Here is a 14,630-nt window from a genome sequence, read left to right as displayed (position 1 = left end):
TGAAGGGTGCTTACAGAAATAATATTATAGAAATAAAATAAAAGAATTTAAAGGAGTGTAAGTATGGAAAATAAAGTTGTTACCATAAAAGATGTTGCAAAAAAGCAGGTGTATCTGTAAGCACTGTTTCAAGAGCTTTTAATAACTACAGCGATATAAACCCAGAAACAAGGGAATTAATATTAAAGGTTGCAGATGAGCTGGGATATAAGCCAAATTTAATAGCAAGAAGCTTAAGCTCTAATAAGAATTTTAGACTTGGTATGTTAGTTGAAGATTATGACTTGGTTGGAATGCTAAACCCCTTGTTTTTGAGATACTAATGAGTTTTAAAAATACTGCCACAAAATTAGGTTATGAAACAGTGCTTCTATCGACTACGTCTGATGTTCAAAAGAATGAAAAACTTTCAAAATTATTTATAGACAAACAACTTGATGGAATGTTTATTATGGGACTTAAGATGACAGATGAATATTATAGAGAGCTATCAAAGATAGAAAGTCCCTGTGTGCTTTTTGATATAAACATAAACAATTCAAATGTTGGATGTGTAGGTATAGATAATACAAGGGGAGCCTTTTTAGCAGTTGAGTATTTAATCAGAAAAGGGCATAAAAAGATAGGTTTCATAAATGGACATAAAGATGCCTATGTAAGTTATGAAAGATTAGATGGTTACTATCTTGCCCATAATAGATATGCTTTAAATGTTGACAATACATTAATAGAATATGCAGATTTTACTGATAAAGGGGCAGAGGAAGCAGTAGAAAACCTAATAAACAGACACAGGGATTTAACAGCAATCTTCTGTGCAAGTGATATTATGGCGATAGGTGCTCTAAATAGACTAAATGATTTAGGATATACAGTACCCGATGAAGTTTCAATAATAGGATTTGATGGGATATATCTTTCCCAGTGTGTTTCACCTAAACTTACAACAATTAAACAGGATACCTTTAAAATAGGTGAGGCTGCGGCTAATTTATTATTTAATTTAATTCAAGGACAACGTATAGGAAGAGTAGTTATAGAACCAGAACTTATAGAAAGGGAATCAGTTCAATCAGTTTAATACTGCATCTGCAGTAAAAATAAAAAACATAGAGGGGGAAAATATATGAAATTCAAACGTTTTGTAGCGACAGCTACTGCACTTTTAATTGCTTCTTCATTATTTGTAGGCTGTGGTAAGAAGGATGAACAAACTACTGAACAACCAAAGCAAGAAAAGGTTACAATTACTCTTGGTTGTTGGGGTTCATCACCTGCAGAAACACAGCTTTTAGATGACCAAATTAAAAATTTGAAGAAACTCATCCAAACATCAAAATTGAAAAGCAAGTTATAACTGGTGACTACAATCAAGCAATGCAAGCTAAAATTGCATCAAAGACAGAACCAGATGTTTATTACCTTGATGTATTCCAAGCACCAGCATACATATCAAAGGGAGTTGTTGAACCACTTGACAGCTATCTTGATATGGAAGATGTAAAGGATTTTGAGGAATTCTTAATTGAAGGCTTTAAAAAGGATGGACAGATTTATGGTCTTCCAAAGGACTTCAACTCACTTGCAATCTTTTACAACAAAGATATGTTCGAAAAGGCAGGAGTTAAGGAACCAACTACTTGGGCAGAACTTGAAGAAGCTGCAAAGAAGTTAACTAAGGACGGAGTTTATGGAATGTCTTTAAGTGCAGATGCAGCAAGATTTATACCATTTATGCTTCAAGCTGGTGGAAAGATAAATGAAGGTGATGCTGTTGCCTTCAATACTGCAGAAGCGGCAAAGGGATTAGATTTCTATTTCTCACTAATAAAGAAAGGCTATGCAAAGCAACCAAAGGACCTTGGAGAAGGATGGAATGGAGATGCTTTAGCTCATAAGAAGGTTGCTATGGTTATAGAAGGTGGATGGATGATTCCATTTATGAAGGATGCAGGTCCAGATGTAAAATATGGTATAACAAAACTTCCAAAGGGAGATAAGGAAGGAAACCTTGCTTTTACAGTTGCTTATGCTATGAGTGTAAATTCAAAGCACAAGAAGGAAGCTGCAGAGGTAATTAAGTTCTTAACAGGAAAAGAAGCACTAAAGATGGTTGCAGAAAGTGGTCTTGCTATTCCATCAAGAAAGTCAATGGAACAACTATATACAGAAAAATATCCAGAAAGAACACCACTTGTTGAAGGAACAAAGGGTGCACAAGTATTCCAATTTGGTGCTAACACAACAAAGATTATGGATGCTTTAAATAAGGCTGGAGAAAAGCTATTATTTAACAAAGTAAATGATGGCAAGGCTGCATTAGATGAAGCTGCCAAGGAAGTAGGACAATAATTTTAAGGAAGCACCTTGAGTGCTTCCTTTTTAGAGGAGGTAGTTTATGAGCTCAAAAAGAGGTACCTTATCAAGGATTAAGAGAAGGGAAAAGATAGATGGTTGGCTCTTTGTGCTACCATTTGTTATAAGTACATTAGTTTTCTTTGCAGGCCCATTATTAGTTGCGTTTATATTAAGCTTTAAAGAGTATTCTTTTCTTGACCAAAATACAATATGGCAGGCAAAATGGGTTGGATTTGATAACTATATAAATGCCTTTAAAGATCCAATATTTAAAAGGCTCTATTAAATACTACTTTATATTCATTAGGAGTAGTTCCTATTCAGCTTGTTATAGCACTTATTTTAGCTTTAATTGTTGATTCAGATATAAAGGGAAAGACTTTCTTTAGAGTAGCATACTATATACCTACAGTTACATCAACAGTTGCAGTTTCTGTTATGTTTATGTTTATTTTTAAGACAGATGGGCTTTTAAACAAGTTCTTAAAAATATTTGGTATTCCGCCATATAACTGGTTTAGTGATGTTAGGCTTGCACTACCATCTATAATGGGGATGGCAATTTGGTCTTCAGTTGGTCTTTATATGATAATATTCCTTGCAGGACTTCAGGATATTCCACATTCACTTTATGAGGCTGCTTGGATAGATGGTGCTAACAAATGGCAGCAATTTTGGTATGTGACCTTACCACTTTTAAGGCCTACTTTTTTCTTTAATTTAGTAGTTTCATTGATTGGTACCTTCCAGGTGTTTGACCAAGCCTATGTTGTATCAGGTGGTAATGGAGGTCCACTTAATGCTACAATGACGGTTGTTTTATATCTATATAGAACAGGATTTAGAGATTTTAAGATGGGTTATGCCTGTGCAATAGCCTTTATATTATTTGCTATAATATTTGTATTGACACTCTTGCAAAAGAAGTTATTTGGAGAAGAGACTCAATATCAATAGGGTGGTGAAAAAATGGGCAAAAGGATTTTAAGAGTCCTATTTTATTTATTAGTAATTGGATATGCGATAATTTCAATAGGACCATTTTTATGGAGCGTAATAACTTCATTAAAACCTACAAGTGAAATTAATAATTTAGCAATAGATTTATCTAAACTTAGCTTTAAAAATTATATATTCTTGTGGAAAAAATTCCCCTTTGAAAGATGGATGTTAAACAGCATTTGGGTGGCTCTTGTTGTAACCTTTGGAAATCTTCTTTTAATTCAATGGCAGGATATGCACTTGCAAGAATAGATTTCCCAGGTAAAAAGACTCTATTTCTTGCGATACTTGCTTTTATGATGGTTCCAGGTCAAGTTGTTATGGTACCAACCTTTATATTATTAACTAAACTTGGGTGGGTTAATACCTATAAGGGGCTTACTATACCATTTTTAACAAGCTTGTTTGGGATATTTTTGATGAGACAGTTCTTTTTATCAATACCTAAATCTCTTGAAGAGTCAACAATGATTGATGGGCTTAGTAGATTTGGGATATTCTTTAAAATAGTTCTTCCACTCGCAAGGCCTGCACTAACAACACAATTTATACTGATGTTTACAGGTAACTGGAATAGTTTCTTGTGGCCAAGTCTTCTTGCTACAAGTGACAAAATGTATACTTTACCTGTTGGACTTAATTCCTTCTATGGACAGTATTTTCAGTTTTGGGATCAGGTACTTGCAGGAGTTATGATTCTTTCAGTTCCTTCTATAATTATTTTCTTAATATTCCAAAAGAACTTTATAAAGGGAATTGCAACAACAGGAATGAAGGAATAAGTTACCTAAAGGGTAACTTTTTTAAACTTTATACTCAGAATTATTTTATTTTTCTTAAAATTGTAGTAAAATAAATATAAAATACTACAAAAGAGGGTGTGGCTATGATTATTTATGCAGTTTCAGATTCAATAGGGAAACAGCTGACCAAGTTGCGAGGGCAACTGCAAGTCAGTTTGATCACGATATAAAAATAAAAAGAGTACCCTATCTTACAACCTATGATGATGTAAAATCCTTTATAGAATCAATCGAGGATACAAAGGAAACATTAATAATATCCACCATTGTTATGGCAGATATAAGGGACTTTTTAACCAGCTTAGCAGTTGAGAGGGAATACATATTGTAAATATATTAGGTCCCTGTATTGCAACAACAGCAAGAATTATAAATAAAATGCCAATATTTAAGCCAGGGGCTGTTAGAAAACTTGATAATGACTATTTTAGAAAGATTGAAGCTATGGAGTTTGCAATAGCTTACGATGATAGTAAAGATGACAGAGGAATAAAGAATGCAGATGTTGTTTTGCTTGGTCTATCAAGAACTTCAAAAACACCACTTTGTGTGTATCTTGCAAATAAAGGAATAAAGGCAGCAAACGTTCCGTTAGTTCCAGAGGTTCAGCTTCCAAATGAATTATTTGAGATAGATAGGAATAAAATAATTGGCCTTACAATTGACCCTATGGAGCTTATAGAAATAAGAAAGAACAGAATATACCGATTAGGTGGAAGCCTTAGTCAAATTGAGTATGCAACTGTTGAGAGAATTATGCTTGAATATGAATATGCAGAGAAGGTTATGAGAAGACTAAGATGTAAGGTAATTGATGTTACCAAAAAGCAATTGAGGATACGGCTGCTATAATTATGGAGCATATTGGCTGGCAAGAATAAAAAATGCAGAATAAAAGTTTAAATATGTAGAATAATGTAGCATATTGCGAAAAATAATATAGCAATATGCTATTAATTATGTTATAATATATATGCTGGAATTTTAACAATAAGGAGATGATTTAATGAAGGTTCTTGCTATTTCTTGTAGTCCAAGGGTTGGTGGTAACTGTGATAAAATAATAGACACTATATTAAATGGTATGCTAAAGGGAAAAGAGGACATAATAGTTGACAAATATAAATTATCAACAATGAATATAAACGGATGTAAGGCTTGTTATTCTTGTAAAAAGGAAAATGGTTGTATACAAAAGGATGATATGCAACTTCTTTATGCAAAATTAAATGAAGCAGACCTTATTATTTTTGCATCACCTATATATATGGGACACATAACAGGAACAGGCAAAAACTTTATGGATAGAATGTTTGCCTTTATGAAGGAACACTTTGAAGTAACACTACCTAAGGGCAAAAAGGCTATTATAGTTCTAACCCAAGGACATCAAGTAGAGAGTGCCTATAGAAGAGTTGCTGATGATTTGATAAACTTCTTTAATTCCTATGGAATAGAGACAGTATCTCAAATAATTGCAGCAGGTCTTACTCTTGAAGCAGATAAGATAAACAAGAATGTGTTAGACCACGCCTATAGAGTAGGAGAAAAATTGTTGTGTGAGGGGAGTACCGTAAGGTACTCCCACTCTTTTCATTTTACCCAATTAAGTTTATGCAGGTTGTGGTTGCAAATTTAACAAAAATGTATTAAAATAAAAGTCAAAATTTAATAATGGAGGTAGAAATATGTCTAAAATAACAGTTGATTATTCAAGGGTTTTAGGCTTTATAGGTGAACACGAAATAAAATATCTTGAATCACAAATATTAGATGCACACGATAAGTTACATAATAAAACAGGAGCAGGAAATGATTTCTTAGGATGGGTTACACTACCTGAAGATTATGATAAAGAAGAATTTGAAAGAATTATAAAAGCTGCTGAAAAGATAAAGTCAGATTCAGATGCACTTGTTGTTATAGGAATTGGTGGTTCATATCTTGGAGCAAGGGCAGCTATTGAAATGCTAAATCACACCTTCTACAATGTACTTCCAAAGGATAAGAGAAAAACACCAGAGATTTATTTTGTTGGAAACAATATAAGCCCAGTATATCTAAAGGATCTTTTAGAAGTATTAGAGGGAAAGGATATATCTGTTAATGTAATTTCAAAGTCAGGTACTACAACAGAACCTGCTATAGCTTTTAGAATATTTAAGGAATATATGGAACAAAAGTATGGAAAAGAAGGAGCTAAGGATAGAATATATGCAACAACTGATAAGGCAAGGGGAGCACTGAAGAAACTTGCTGATGCAGAAGGTTATGAAACTTTTGTTATTCCAGATGATGTTGGTGGAAGATACTCAGTATTAACAGCAGTAGGTCTTCTTCCAATTGCGGTATCAGGGGTTGATATAAGAGAAATGATGAAGGGTGCAAGGGATGCAATGGATGAATGTGCAGTTCGTAATGTATTTGAAAACCCAGCATACCTTTATGCAGCAGTAAGAAATGCACTTTATAGAAAGGGCAAAACTACTGAAATAATGGTAAATTATGAGCCTTGTATGCACTACTTTGCAGAATGGTGGAAACAATTATTTGGAGAAAGTGAAGGAAAGGACAATAAAGGAATATTCCCAGCTTCAGTTGACTTCTCAACAGACTTACACTCACTTGGACAGTACATACAAGAAGGTTTAAGAAATATATTTGAAACTGTACTTAACATTGAAAAGGTTAAAACTGATGTTGAAATAAAGGAAGACAAGGATAACATAGATGGACTAAACTTCCTTGTTGGAAAGACGATGGATTTTGTTAACAAGAAGGCCTTTGAAGGAACACTTCTTGCACATTATGATGGAGGAGTTCCAAACATAGTAATTAATATACCAGAGGTTACACCATATTACTTTGGAAAGCTTGTCTATATGTTTGAAAAGGCTTGTGGAGTATCTGGATATGTTCTTGGAGTAAATCCATTTGATCAACCAGGAGTTGAAGCATATAAGAAGAATATGTTTGCACTTCTTGGAAAACCAGGATTTGAAGCACAAAAAGAAGAGCTTGAAAGAAGATTAAACAATAGATAAAAAATCCAGTTTGGGTTAACCAAACTGGATTTTTTATGCTTTAAATTTGCTCATCTGTTCATTTAACCTTACAGATATTGAATTAAGTTCATTTGACAATTCTGCAACATTGTTTATAATTTGTTGCATTTCCTGTGATGATGCAGTAATTTGTTCAGATGAAGCTGATACCTCTTCAGCTATAGATGTGACAGATTCAACTCTTGATAGAATTACATCCTTTGATTGAACAGCTTTATTTACCGCATTGAAGGTTTGGTTTATATATGGTGGTATAATTTCTATTGAATCTATTATCTCATTAAAGGAATTTACTGCATCCTGTGCTAAATTTATTTGTTCTCTTATTAATCCATCTACCTTATTGGAAGTATTAATAACATTTCCAGTCTCACCTATAATTGTATCAACAAGTTTCTTTATTTCATTGGAGGATTCCTTTGATTTTTCAGCAAGCTTTCTAACTTCTTCTGCAACAACAGCAAAGCCACGTCCGACTTCTCCAGCACGTGCAGCTTCTATTGCAGCATTTAAAGATAATAGATTGGTTTGTTCTGATATATTGTTTATTGCATCTGTTATGTTTGAAATATTTTTAATTTTATCAGCAAGCTCACTAAATCTTGAAATAACAAGATTATAGGCAGTTAGAACTTCCTCAAAGTATCCAATTAGGTTTGATATTTTTTCTTTACCTCTGCTTGCTTTTTCTTCAGTTTCATTTGTCTTATCGCTAACATTGGATAGATTTTTAATTATGTTATTCAATTCACTTGTAAAGTCTTGAAGCTGAGTTACAACATCAGATAAATCAGCAGCCTGTTGCTGAGCACCCTTTGAAACATCTTCAATGGCGGTGGCTACTTCGTCTGAGGCAATAAGCATTGTATTTGATGAAGAATTTAATGTGTTTGACACAGTAAATATTTGCTCGGAGGTCTTCTTTATTTCTAAAATATAGCTTTGCATTGTATCTAATACAGAATTTATGTTTTTAGCAATATATCCAAATTCATCATTTCTATGAATCGGTATGTTTACAGTTAGGTCTCCTTCTGAAACGTGCTTCATTGTTCCAGCTATTGCATTTAGAGGTTTTGTCACAAGTCTTGTTGCAAAATAAACGATTATAGGAAGAACTATTAAAATAAGAAGTATTACTAAAACTGTTGTATTTTTAATAGAATTACTTATAGTAAGAAGTTCACTATAGGGCATAATGGATGAGAACTTCCATCCTAAAAAGTCATTTGTACTAAAATATCCAATGTATTTAACACCATTTTGTTCAAATTCAAATTTACCATTTTTATCACTCAATATTCTTTTTCCGTATTCAGTAGATGAAATATTTTTATTCATTATTTCCTTTTATCAGGGTGTACAATAGTAGTACCATCCCTTTGTAGAACAAATAAGTAGCCATTTTTTCCAAGTTTAACTTCTTCGATATACCTATTTGATAGTTTTTGCAGGTCTATTGAAAAGATGAGTGCACCTGCAAAATCACCATATATACTCTTTATAGGTGCAGAGATAACAACAGAAGGCTGAGTAAAATTATTATCTGATAATGCACTTGAGATAATTGGTTTAGTTTGATGTTTTACATTCTTAAAAAGTCATAATTAGATAAATCAGCATCCTTTAAGGATTTTATTCCTGTAGTTGAATTTGGATAGGAAATAACCCTTCCTTCTTTGTTTGTAATTAAAACTGCATTTAATCCATTGAGATTATTTAAATATGAAGTCATTGTATTATTCAAATAACTTTGTATATCGTCATTTGGTTGAGTTTGTATTGTATATGTATAATTTTTTATAACATTATCTGTTGTTAATATGTAGGCAATATTCATATACTGATTAATGGTTTTTGATAAATTATTTGATGTATAGGCCTGTATATTTTCAAGATTTTTATAGGCGTCATTTTTAGTTATGTCTATTGATTTTTATTTAGCATTGTACCTACAACTAACATAGGTAGGATTGAAATTAGACATAAAATAAGTATAAGCTTTAATCTGAAGTTGTGTTGCATTTTAATTTTAGAATCAGTCTGTTTTAAACGTTTAAGTCGCAAAAATTTAAAGCCGTATTAAACTTTAAAGGTTTAAATTTAGGCTTTTTAGCTTAATTTGTAGTTTCATAAAATTTCCCCTGTATTAAAAAACAAAAGTAATGTTTCTATATTAATTATATTAAAATTTTGATTAATGTGCAAACGTTTTAATGATAAAATATTTAAAAATTTAAATTTAAGGGAATATTTTTATTTATCAATATATGATGTTTTAAAAGTTAAATTACCCCTTAAGATTTCTTTAGGCCATTACATAAGCTTAGCAAAATTAAGGAATACCAAAGAAATTCTTTAAGGGGCTACTATTAACAGCTATTAAAAAGTTTTTAACACAATTTTATTCAAGCTCTACTATTTCAAAATAATCAAAATCTATCTCTTCAATGAAATTATCCTGCTTAAAGGATGTTTTAGAATATTTATTATATTCCTCAAGGTTCTTTGGAAGCCAATAGGGCTTTTGTATATCAAGTTTTTGACATATTTCAGTTATACACATTTTAAGATTTTCTTGATAATCAGCTCCAGTATTGTGTTCTGCTTCTTCGTGTTTAATTAATTTGTTGTTTTTATATATTTTTCCCCAAAGTCTCAAATTTAGCACCATCCTTATTGTAATTATTTTTTAGTAAGGTATAATAATTTAATAATAACATTTTTATTTTTAAAATAAAATATATAAGAGTAAAGTTACGAAATATTGGGATTTAGATGAGATTATACAAACTTATTGTAAATACTGAGTATGCACAGAAATTAATAGTTAAAAATTATGAATAAAAGAGGTGTTATGATGGAGGTTCAAGTTACAAAAATAGCAGAGGATAAGATAAAGGAGGCAATAAAGAACTATAATGAAAAAATCAACTTAGAATATATGTTGAGGCAATTGCCTGCCACGGTGCAAAGTTTGGTCTTGCCTTTGATGATATAAAGGAAGGAGATGTTACAGAAAAGGTTGGAGATATCACTTATTTTGCAGATGAAAATGTTTTAAAATACGCAGATGGTATTAAGATAGACTATGTTACAGAGCCTAAAGAGGGATTTATAGTATCTTCTTTAAGACCAGTAAAATCTGGATGTTCAAGCTGTGCTGGTTGTAAATAGTAAAAAGGGGGATAAATATATGATAATTACAACTACTCCTTCAATAGAGGGAAAGAAAATAGTTGAGTACAAAGGAATTGTATTTGGAGAGGTTATTAGTGGTGTAAACTTTGTAAAGGATTTTATGGCAGGTTTATCGGATTTTTGGAGGGCGTTCAGCAACCTATGAGGAGGAATTGCTATATGCAAGGGATAGAGCACTTGAAGAGATGAAACAAAGAGCACAAGCTTTAGGTGCAAATGCTGTTGTTGGCGTAGACATTGATTATGAGGTATTAGGACAGTCAGGAAGTATGCTTATGGTTACGGCATCAGGTACAGCTGTTGTAGTTGAATAGGTGGCAATAAGTCACCTTTTTAATTTACAGTTTTTGAAGGAATTGAATAAAACTTGTCGAATATTAAGATTGAGTATAAAAAATTATACTTATAATATGTTTGTAATGTACTATTAATAAAGGGGGTTAGTAAGTTTTATTTTAAATATTGAAAGGGGGATTTAAATGAAAAACCAAGAAGTGAAAATGAAAATATTAAAGATTGCATCAAGTGTAGCTATATCATTGTTCATTTTAATTTTAGTTCTTTCAAATGTATATACACTGAAAACAGGAGAAGAGGCTGTAATAATTCAACTTGGTAAATATCATAGTACAATTAACAAACCGGGTCTTCACTTTAAAATTCCATTTATTCAAAAGAAGGTTATAGTAAATGTGAACGAAATAAAAAGACTTGAATTTGGTTTTAGGACTGAAAATGGAAACCAGTACAAAGAAATAGAGGATGAATTGATGCTATTGACTAAGGATGGAGCATTAATTAATGCAGAAACAGTTTTTCAATATAGAATTAGTAATCCTGAACTTTATCTTTTTAAGGTTGATGATCAAATAGGAACATTAAAGCTTATGGCAGAATCAGTAAGAAGAAGGGTTATAGCAAGCTACAATATTGATGATGTTATGCTGACAAAGAAGGAGCAGATACAGGAAGAAATGAAAACTGAGCTTCAAAAGCTGTGTGATACATATAAAATAGGTATACAAATAAAGGCTGTGCAGCTTCAAGATGTTGTTCCGCCTAAGGCTGTAGATGCTGCCTTTAAGGAAGTAATAAATGCAAGAGAGGATAAGGAAAGTAGAATAAATCAAGCAAAGACAGTTGCAAATGAAATAATACCGAAGGCAAGAGGAAAGGCTCAGCAGATGATAAATGAAGCTGAAGGCTACAAACAAAAACGTATATCAGAAGCAAAGGGAGATGTTGCAAGCTTTTTAAGTATATATGAAAAATATGTACAGGGTAAAGAAGTAACAAGGGCAAGAATGTATTTAGAGACAATGGAGGAAGTTCTTCCTAAGATGGATATTTATATAGTTGATAAGTCAGGAAACACTTTAAAGTACATACCTTTAGAGAGAAATATAGTAAGTACTGACAAAAAGGCAGGTGAGTAGGTATGTTTAAGAAAAAATACAGCATATACATTCTAATATTTTTGTTTTTAATATTATTTTTAAGTTCAACATTTGTCATAAAGGAACAAGAACAGGTTGTAGTGAGTAGATTTGGAGAAATTAAGAAGGTGTATGTAAACATAGAGAATTATGAAGAGGTAAAAAACAGTTGGTTGATGATAATAGATTTCGAAAAGTAAGTATATTAACTAATAAAGGATTGGCCTTTAAAATACCCTTTATTGATTCTATAACAAGCTATGATAGCAGGCTATTAACCTATGATACAAGCCCCTGTGATGTAATAACAGGAGATAAGAAAAAGCTTATATTAGATAACTATGCTCAATGGAGAATCACAAATCCAGCACTTTTTAAAATTACTATGGGAAACATAAGAAATGCCCATATAAGAATAGATGATATTTTGTATTCTAAGATTAGAGAAAGGGTATCCCTCTTTGATGCTGATGATTTGGTTGGTAATAAAGATATAAATCAAAAGATATTAAATGATGTTATATTAGGTGCAAACAGAGAACTTGGAACAAGTGGTATTGAGGTATTTGATTTCAGGATTAAAAATATAATGCTTCCAGCTGAAAATAGAGAAAATATATATAATAGAATGAAGACAGAACGAGAACAGATGGCTAAAAAATATAGAAGCGAAGGTGAGGAGGAATATCTAAAAATAACCTCTAATGCACAAAAGGAGGCAACTATCATTGAGGCAGAAGCCTATGAAAAGGCTCAAAAATTAAAGGGTGAGGGAGATGCAGAGGCTACAAGGATATATAACGAAGCCTTCAATAGAGACCCTGAGTTTTATAAATTCTACAGGAGTATGCAGGCATATAAAAAGATTATGAATGAAAAGATAAAGCTTGTAATTCCAGAGGATAGTGAGTTTGCGAAGTATATTTTTAATTCTAAATATTAAGGTGTTTAAAAGATGGATAAATAATACTTGTATTCGGCAAGTAATGCCGAAAGACATTGGAATTAAAGGATTTTTGTTCAAAAAATTAAAAGAAATCATCCCTTTTAAGTGTTAAAATATAATTGCAAAACTAAAACACAAAAGGGTGATTTCTATGGATAGTTTACAACAAAATCAAAAAATTTAAAGAAGAAAATTAGATTTTTGAACATGAAAGCAAAATTTAATGATACCAAAGTTACTTCTGTAGCAACTTTTTCTTATGTGGAATCCTTTAAACAAATAATAGGATTACCAACTATTTTAGAAAAAGGCGTAACCTATAAGAAGGCCGCTAATTCTACTTTTAATACTGCAGAAATTATAGAATACATGATTGATGCAAATATTCTTGGTTTCTCAAGATTTATGCACATTGAAACATTAAGAAATGATGAAGGATATAAAAAGTTTAAAGGTGTAGATAAATTACCCAGTGAAAAAGTATGTAGAGATCTCTTAAAAGCTTTACCAACAGAAACTTTAGAAGAATTAAGAACTATAAATAAAAAAATACTTGACTTAAAGTCTTCAACTGAAGATGTACGCGAGGTTTGTATTAATATTGATGATACTGTTATAACTATCTTTGGTAATCAAGAAAAATCAGGAATAGGATATAATCCAAGGTACAATGGAAGACCATCATTTAAAGAAAAAGTTGGGTTTATTTCAGGAACTGATGAATTACTTAACATTACTCTTGAAAATGGTAGACACCATAGTAATTATAAATTTTTAGATTTCTTTAAGAGTTGTGTAAACCAGCTTCCTTCAAGATATATTCTTAAAAGAGTTAGACTTGATAGAGGTTTTTGATGAAGAAAACTTTTTATATTTTGAAGATAATGGAATAGAATATGTTGTTAAATGTAAAATGTATTCTACTGTTAAAATGATAATAGATTTTATAAATAATAATCCAAAGGATTATATATGGCACGATATAAGTTCTACTTTATCTGTTACAGAAATTACAGTTCCATTGCCTAAATGGCAAAGAGCAAGAAGATTTGTGATTATAAGAGAAAAAATTATTCCAAAAATATGAATCAGTTAATGTTCGAAGAATGTAAATATAAATATCAAGCAATAGTAACAAATATAAATTATTTAACACCTGAAGAAATATTTCAAGATTATAATCAACGATGTGATGTTGAAAATAATATAGATGAAATAAAAGAAGGCTATGCCTTTAGCGAAAATAGTTTAGTAAATCATAAATGCAATGAATTGTACCTTTTAATAAAAATGATAGCATATAACATTCATAACTGGTTTAAACAAGCAATCATGCCTAAGGAAGTACAACATCATGAAATTAGTACATTAAGAAGAATATTTTATAGAGTTTGTGGTAATGTTTGCGGCAGCAAATATTATAGATATTTAAGTTTTTCAAATAATTGCTTATTAGAAAAAATCATTACTCATATTCAAAAACAAATACATATTTTTAGTAGAAAAATGATAACAGTTTATACTTAATAGTAAAATAAAAACAATAAATTCCCTTAAAAATCCAAATGTTATTTGGGTTTATTAAGTATACTCAAAAAGACCTAACGGTATAAAATATCATAATAAATGTAAATTTATTCATAAAGAAAACAAAAATGGCAAGTAGAAACTTTTTAAAATTTACTTGCCGAATTCAAGTAATACATATTTATCCCTCTTTTTTATTTCAAAAAATAAGTTGAATTATTGAAATTATAATAAAATTATGATAATATAAAAATGATGAAACGTTTCCAAGAGGGTGATAAGATGGCAGCAA

The 14,630-nt window shown here is 31.1% G+C and carries 18 protein-coding genes and 3 pseudogenes; 17 read left to right on the top strand and 4 right to left on the bottom strand.

All coding sequences use genetic code 11. The features are described from left to right. Positions 1-155: 155 nt before the first annotated feature. From PL321_RS20645 to PL321_RS00660, 11 genes and pseudogenes are all read left to right on the top strand, one after another. Positions 156-323, top strand: coding sequence for a hypothetical protein (locus PL321_RS20645; RefSeq protein ID WP_443110711.1), 168 nt, complete (start codon positions 156-158; stop codon positions 321-323). Next, positions 323-1,081, top strand: coding sequence for a LacI family DNA-binding transcriptional regulator (locus tag PL321_RS00705; RefSeq protein WP_273963128.1), 759 nt, complete (start codon positions 323-325; stop codon positions 1,079-1,081). The genes PL321_RS20645 and PL321_RS00705 overlap by 1 nt, the downstream gene beginning before the upstream one ends. Before the next feature lie 45 nt (positions 1,082-1,126). Continuing rightward, positions 1,127-1,357 (top strand): hypothetical protein, encoded by a 231-nt coding sequence (locus PL321_RS00700; RefSeq protein ID WP_273963127.1) that lies wholly within the window; start codon positions 1,127-1,129, stop codon positions 1,355-1,357. Continuing rightward, positions 1,333-2,352 carry an ABC transporter substrate-binding protein gene (locus tag PL321_RS00695; RefSeq protein ID WP_337961021.1) on the top strand — a complete coding sequence of 340 codons (1,020 nt, stop codon included), beginning with the start codon at positions 1,333-1,335 and terminating at the stop codon, positions 2,350-2,352. The genes PL321_RS00700 and PL321_RS00695 overlap by 25 nt, the downstream gene beginning before the upstream one ends. A 46-nt stretch (positions 2,353-2,398) precedes the next feature. After that, on the top strand, positions 2,399-2,644 hold the full coding sequence (locus tag PL321_RS00690) for a hypothetical protein (RefSeq protein WP_273963126.1): 246 nt from the start codon (positions 2,399-2,401) through the stop codon (positions 2,642-2,644). 32 nt (positions 2,645-2,676) lie between these two features. After that, positions 2,677-3,315, top strand: coding sequence for a carbohydrate ABC transporter permease (locus PL321_RS00685; RefSeq protein ID WP_337961020.1), 639 nt, complete (start codon positions 2,677-2,679; stop codon positions 3,313-3,315). A gap of 12 nt (positions 3,316-3,327) precedes the next feature. Then, positions 3,328-3,612 carry a hypothetical protein gene (locus tag PL321_RS00680; protein WP_273963125.1) on the top strand — a complete coding sequence of 95 codons (285 nt, stop codon included), beginning with the start codon at positions 3,328-3,330 and terminating at the stop codon, positions 3,610-3,612. After that, positions 3,585-4,142, top strand: coding sequence for a carbohydrate ABC transporter permease (locus tag PL321_RS00675; RefSeq protein WP_273963124.1), 558 nt, complete (start codon positions 3,585-3,587; stop codon positions 4,140-4,142). The genes PL321_RS00680 and PL321_RS00675 overlap by 28 nt, the downstream gene beginning before the upstream one ends. A 104-nt stretch (positions 4,143-4,246) precedes the next feature. Beyond that, positions 4,247-5,044, top strand: a pseudogene (locus PL321_RS00670) (pyruvate, water dikinase regulatory protein). Between the two features lie 125 nt (positions 5,045-5,169). Next, positions 5,170-5,802: a flavodoxin family protein gene (locus PL321_RS00665; RefSeq protein ID WP_273963123.1), complete on the top strand. Its 633-nt coding sequence runs from the start codon at positions 5,170-5,172 to the stop codon at positions 5,800-5,802. 49 nt (positions 5,803-5,851) lie between these two features. Beyond that, positions 5,852-7,207: a glucose-6-phosphate isomerase gene (locus PL321_RS00660; protein WP_273963122.1), complete on the top strand. Its 1,356-nt coding sequence runs from the start codon at positions 5,852-5,854 to the stop codon at positions 7,205-7,207. 33 nt (positions 7,208-7,240) lie between these two features. Here PL321_RS00660 and PL321_RS00655 read toward each other — a convergent pair whose 3' ends face one another. The 4 genes from PL321_RS00655 to PL321_RS00645 all read right to left on the bottom strand — a co-directional run bounded on the left by PL321_RS00655 (position 7,241) and on the right by PL321_RS00645 (position 9,899). Continuing rightward, on the bottom strand, positions 7,241-8,569 hold the full coding sequence (locus tag PL321_RS00655) for a methyl-accepting chemotaxis protein (protein WP_273963121.1): 1,329 nt from the start codon (positions 8,567-8,569) through the stop codon (positions 7,241-7,243). Further along, positions 8,569-8,793, bottom strand: coding sequence for a cache domain-containing protein (locus tag PL321_RS20640; RefSeq protein WP_443110710.1), 225 nt, complete (start codon positions 8,791-8,793; stop codon positions 8,569-8,571). Before PL321_RS20640 ends, PL321_RS00655 begins: the two co-directional genes overlap by 1 nt. Before the next feature lie 20 nt (positions 8,794-8,813). After that, positions 8,814-9,068 carry a hypothetical protein gene (locus tag PL321_RS00650; protein WP_273963120.1) on the bottom strand — a complete coding sequence of 85 codons (255 nt, stop codon included), beginning with the start codon at positions 9,066-9,068 and terminating at the stop codon, positions 8,814-8,816. A gap of 564 nt (positions 9,069-9,632) precedes the next feature. Continuing rightward, positions 9,633-9,899 (bottom strand): hypothetical protein, encoded by a 267-nt coding sequence (locus PL321_RS00645; protein ID WP_337961019.1) that lies wholly within the window; start codon positions 9,897-9,899, stop codon positions 9,633-9,635. Between the two features lie 186 nt (positions 9,900-10,085). Here PL321_RS00645 and PL321_RS00640 point away from each other — a divergent pair, with 186 nt between their 5' ends. The 6 genes and pseudogenes from PL321_RS00640 to PL321_RS00615 all read left to right on the top strand — a co-directional run bounded on the left by PL321_RS00640 (position 10,086) and on the right by PL321_RS00615 (position 14,338). Continuing rightward, positions 10,086-10,229, top strand: coding sequence for a hypothetical protein (locus PL321_RS00640; protein ID WP_273963118.1), 144 nt, complete (start codon positions 10,086-10,088; stop codon positions 10,227-10,229). Between the two features lie 195 nt (positions 10,230-10,424). Then, positions 10,425-10,743: pseudogene (locus PL321_RS00635) on the top strand (putative heavy metal-binding protein). A 165-nt stretch (positions 10,744-10,908) separates the two neighbouring features. Beyond that, entirely contained in the window at positions 10,909-11,865 is a 957-nt protein-coding gene (gene hflK, locus PL321_RS00630) for an FtsH protease activity modulator HflK (RefSeq protein WP_273963117.1), read from the top strand. A gap of 2 nt (positions 11,866-11,867) precedes the next feature. Next, positions 11,868-12,065, top strand: coding sequence for a hypothetical protein (locus PL321_RS00625; protein ID WP_273963116.1), 198 nt, complete (start codon positions 11,868-11,870; stop codon positions 12,063-12,065). Then, positions 12,035-12,808 carry a protease modulator HflC gene (hflC, locus tag PL321_RS00620; RefSeq protein ID WP_273963115.1) on the top strand — a complete coding sequence of 258 codons (774 nt, stop codon included), beginning with the start codon at positions 12,035-12,037 and terminating at the stop codon, positions 12,806-12,808. The genes PL321_RS00625 and hflC overlap by 31 nt, the downstream gene beginning before the upstream one ends. 195 nt (positions 12,809-13,003) lie before the next feature. After that, positions 13,004-14,338: pseudogene (locus PL321_RS00615) on the top strand (IS1380 family transposase). The last annotated feature ends 292 nt before the right edge of the window (positions 14,339-14,630 follow it).

Source organism: Caloramator sp. mosi_1 (genome assembly GCF_028622835.1).
Taxonomy (GTDB): domain Bacteria; phylum Bacillota; class Clostridia; order Clostridiales; family Caloramatoraceae; genus Thermobrachium.
Note: the sequence above shows the minus strand (reverse complement) of the source record. Positions and strands in the feature narration are given on the sequence as shown.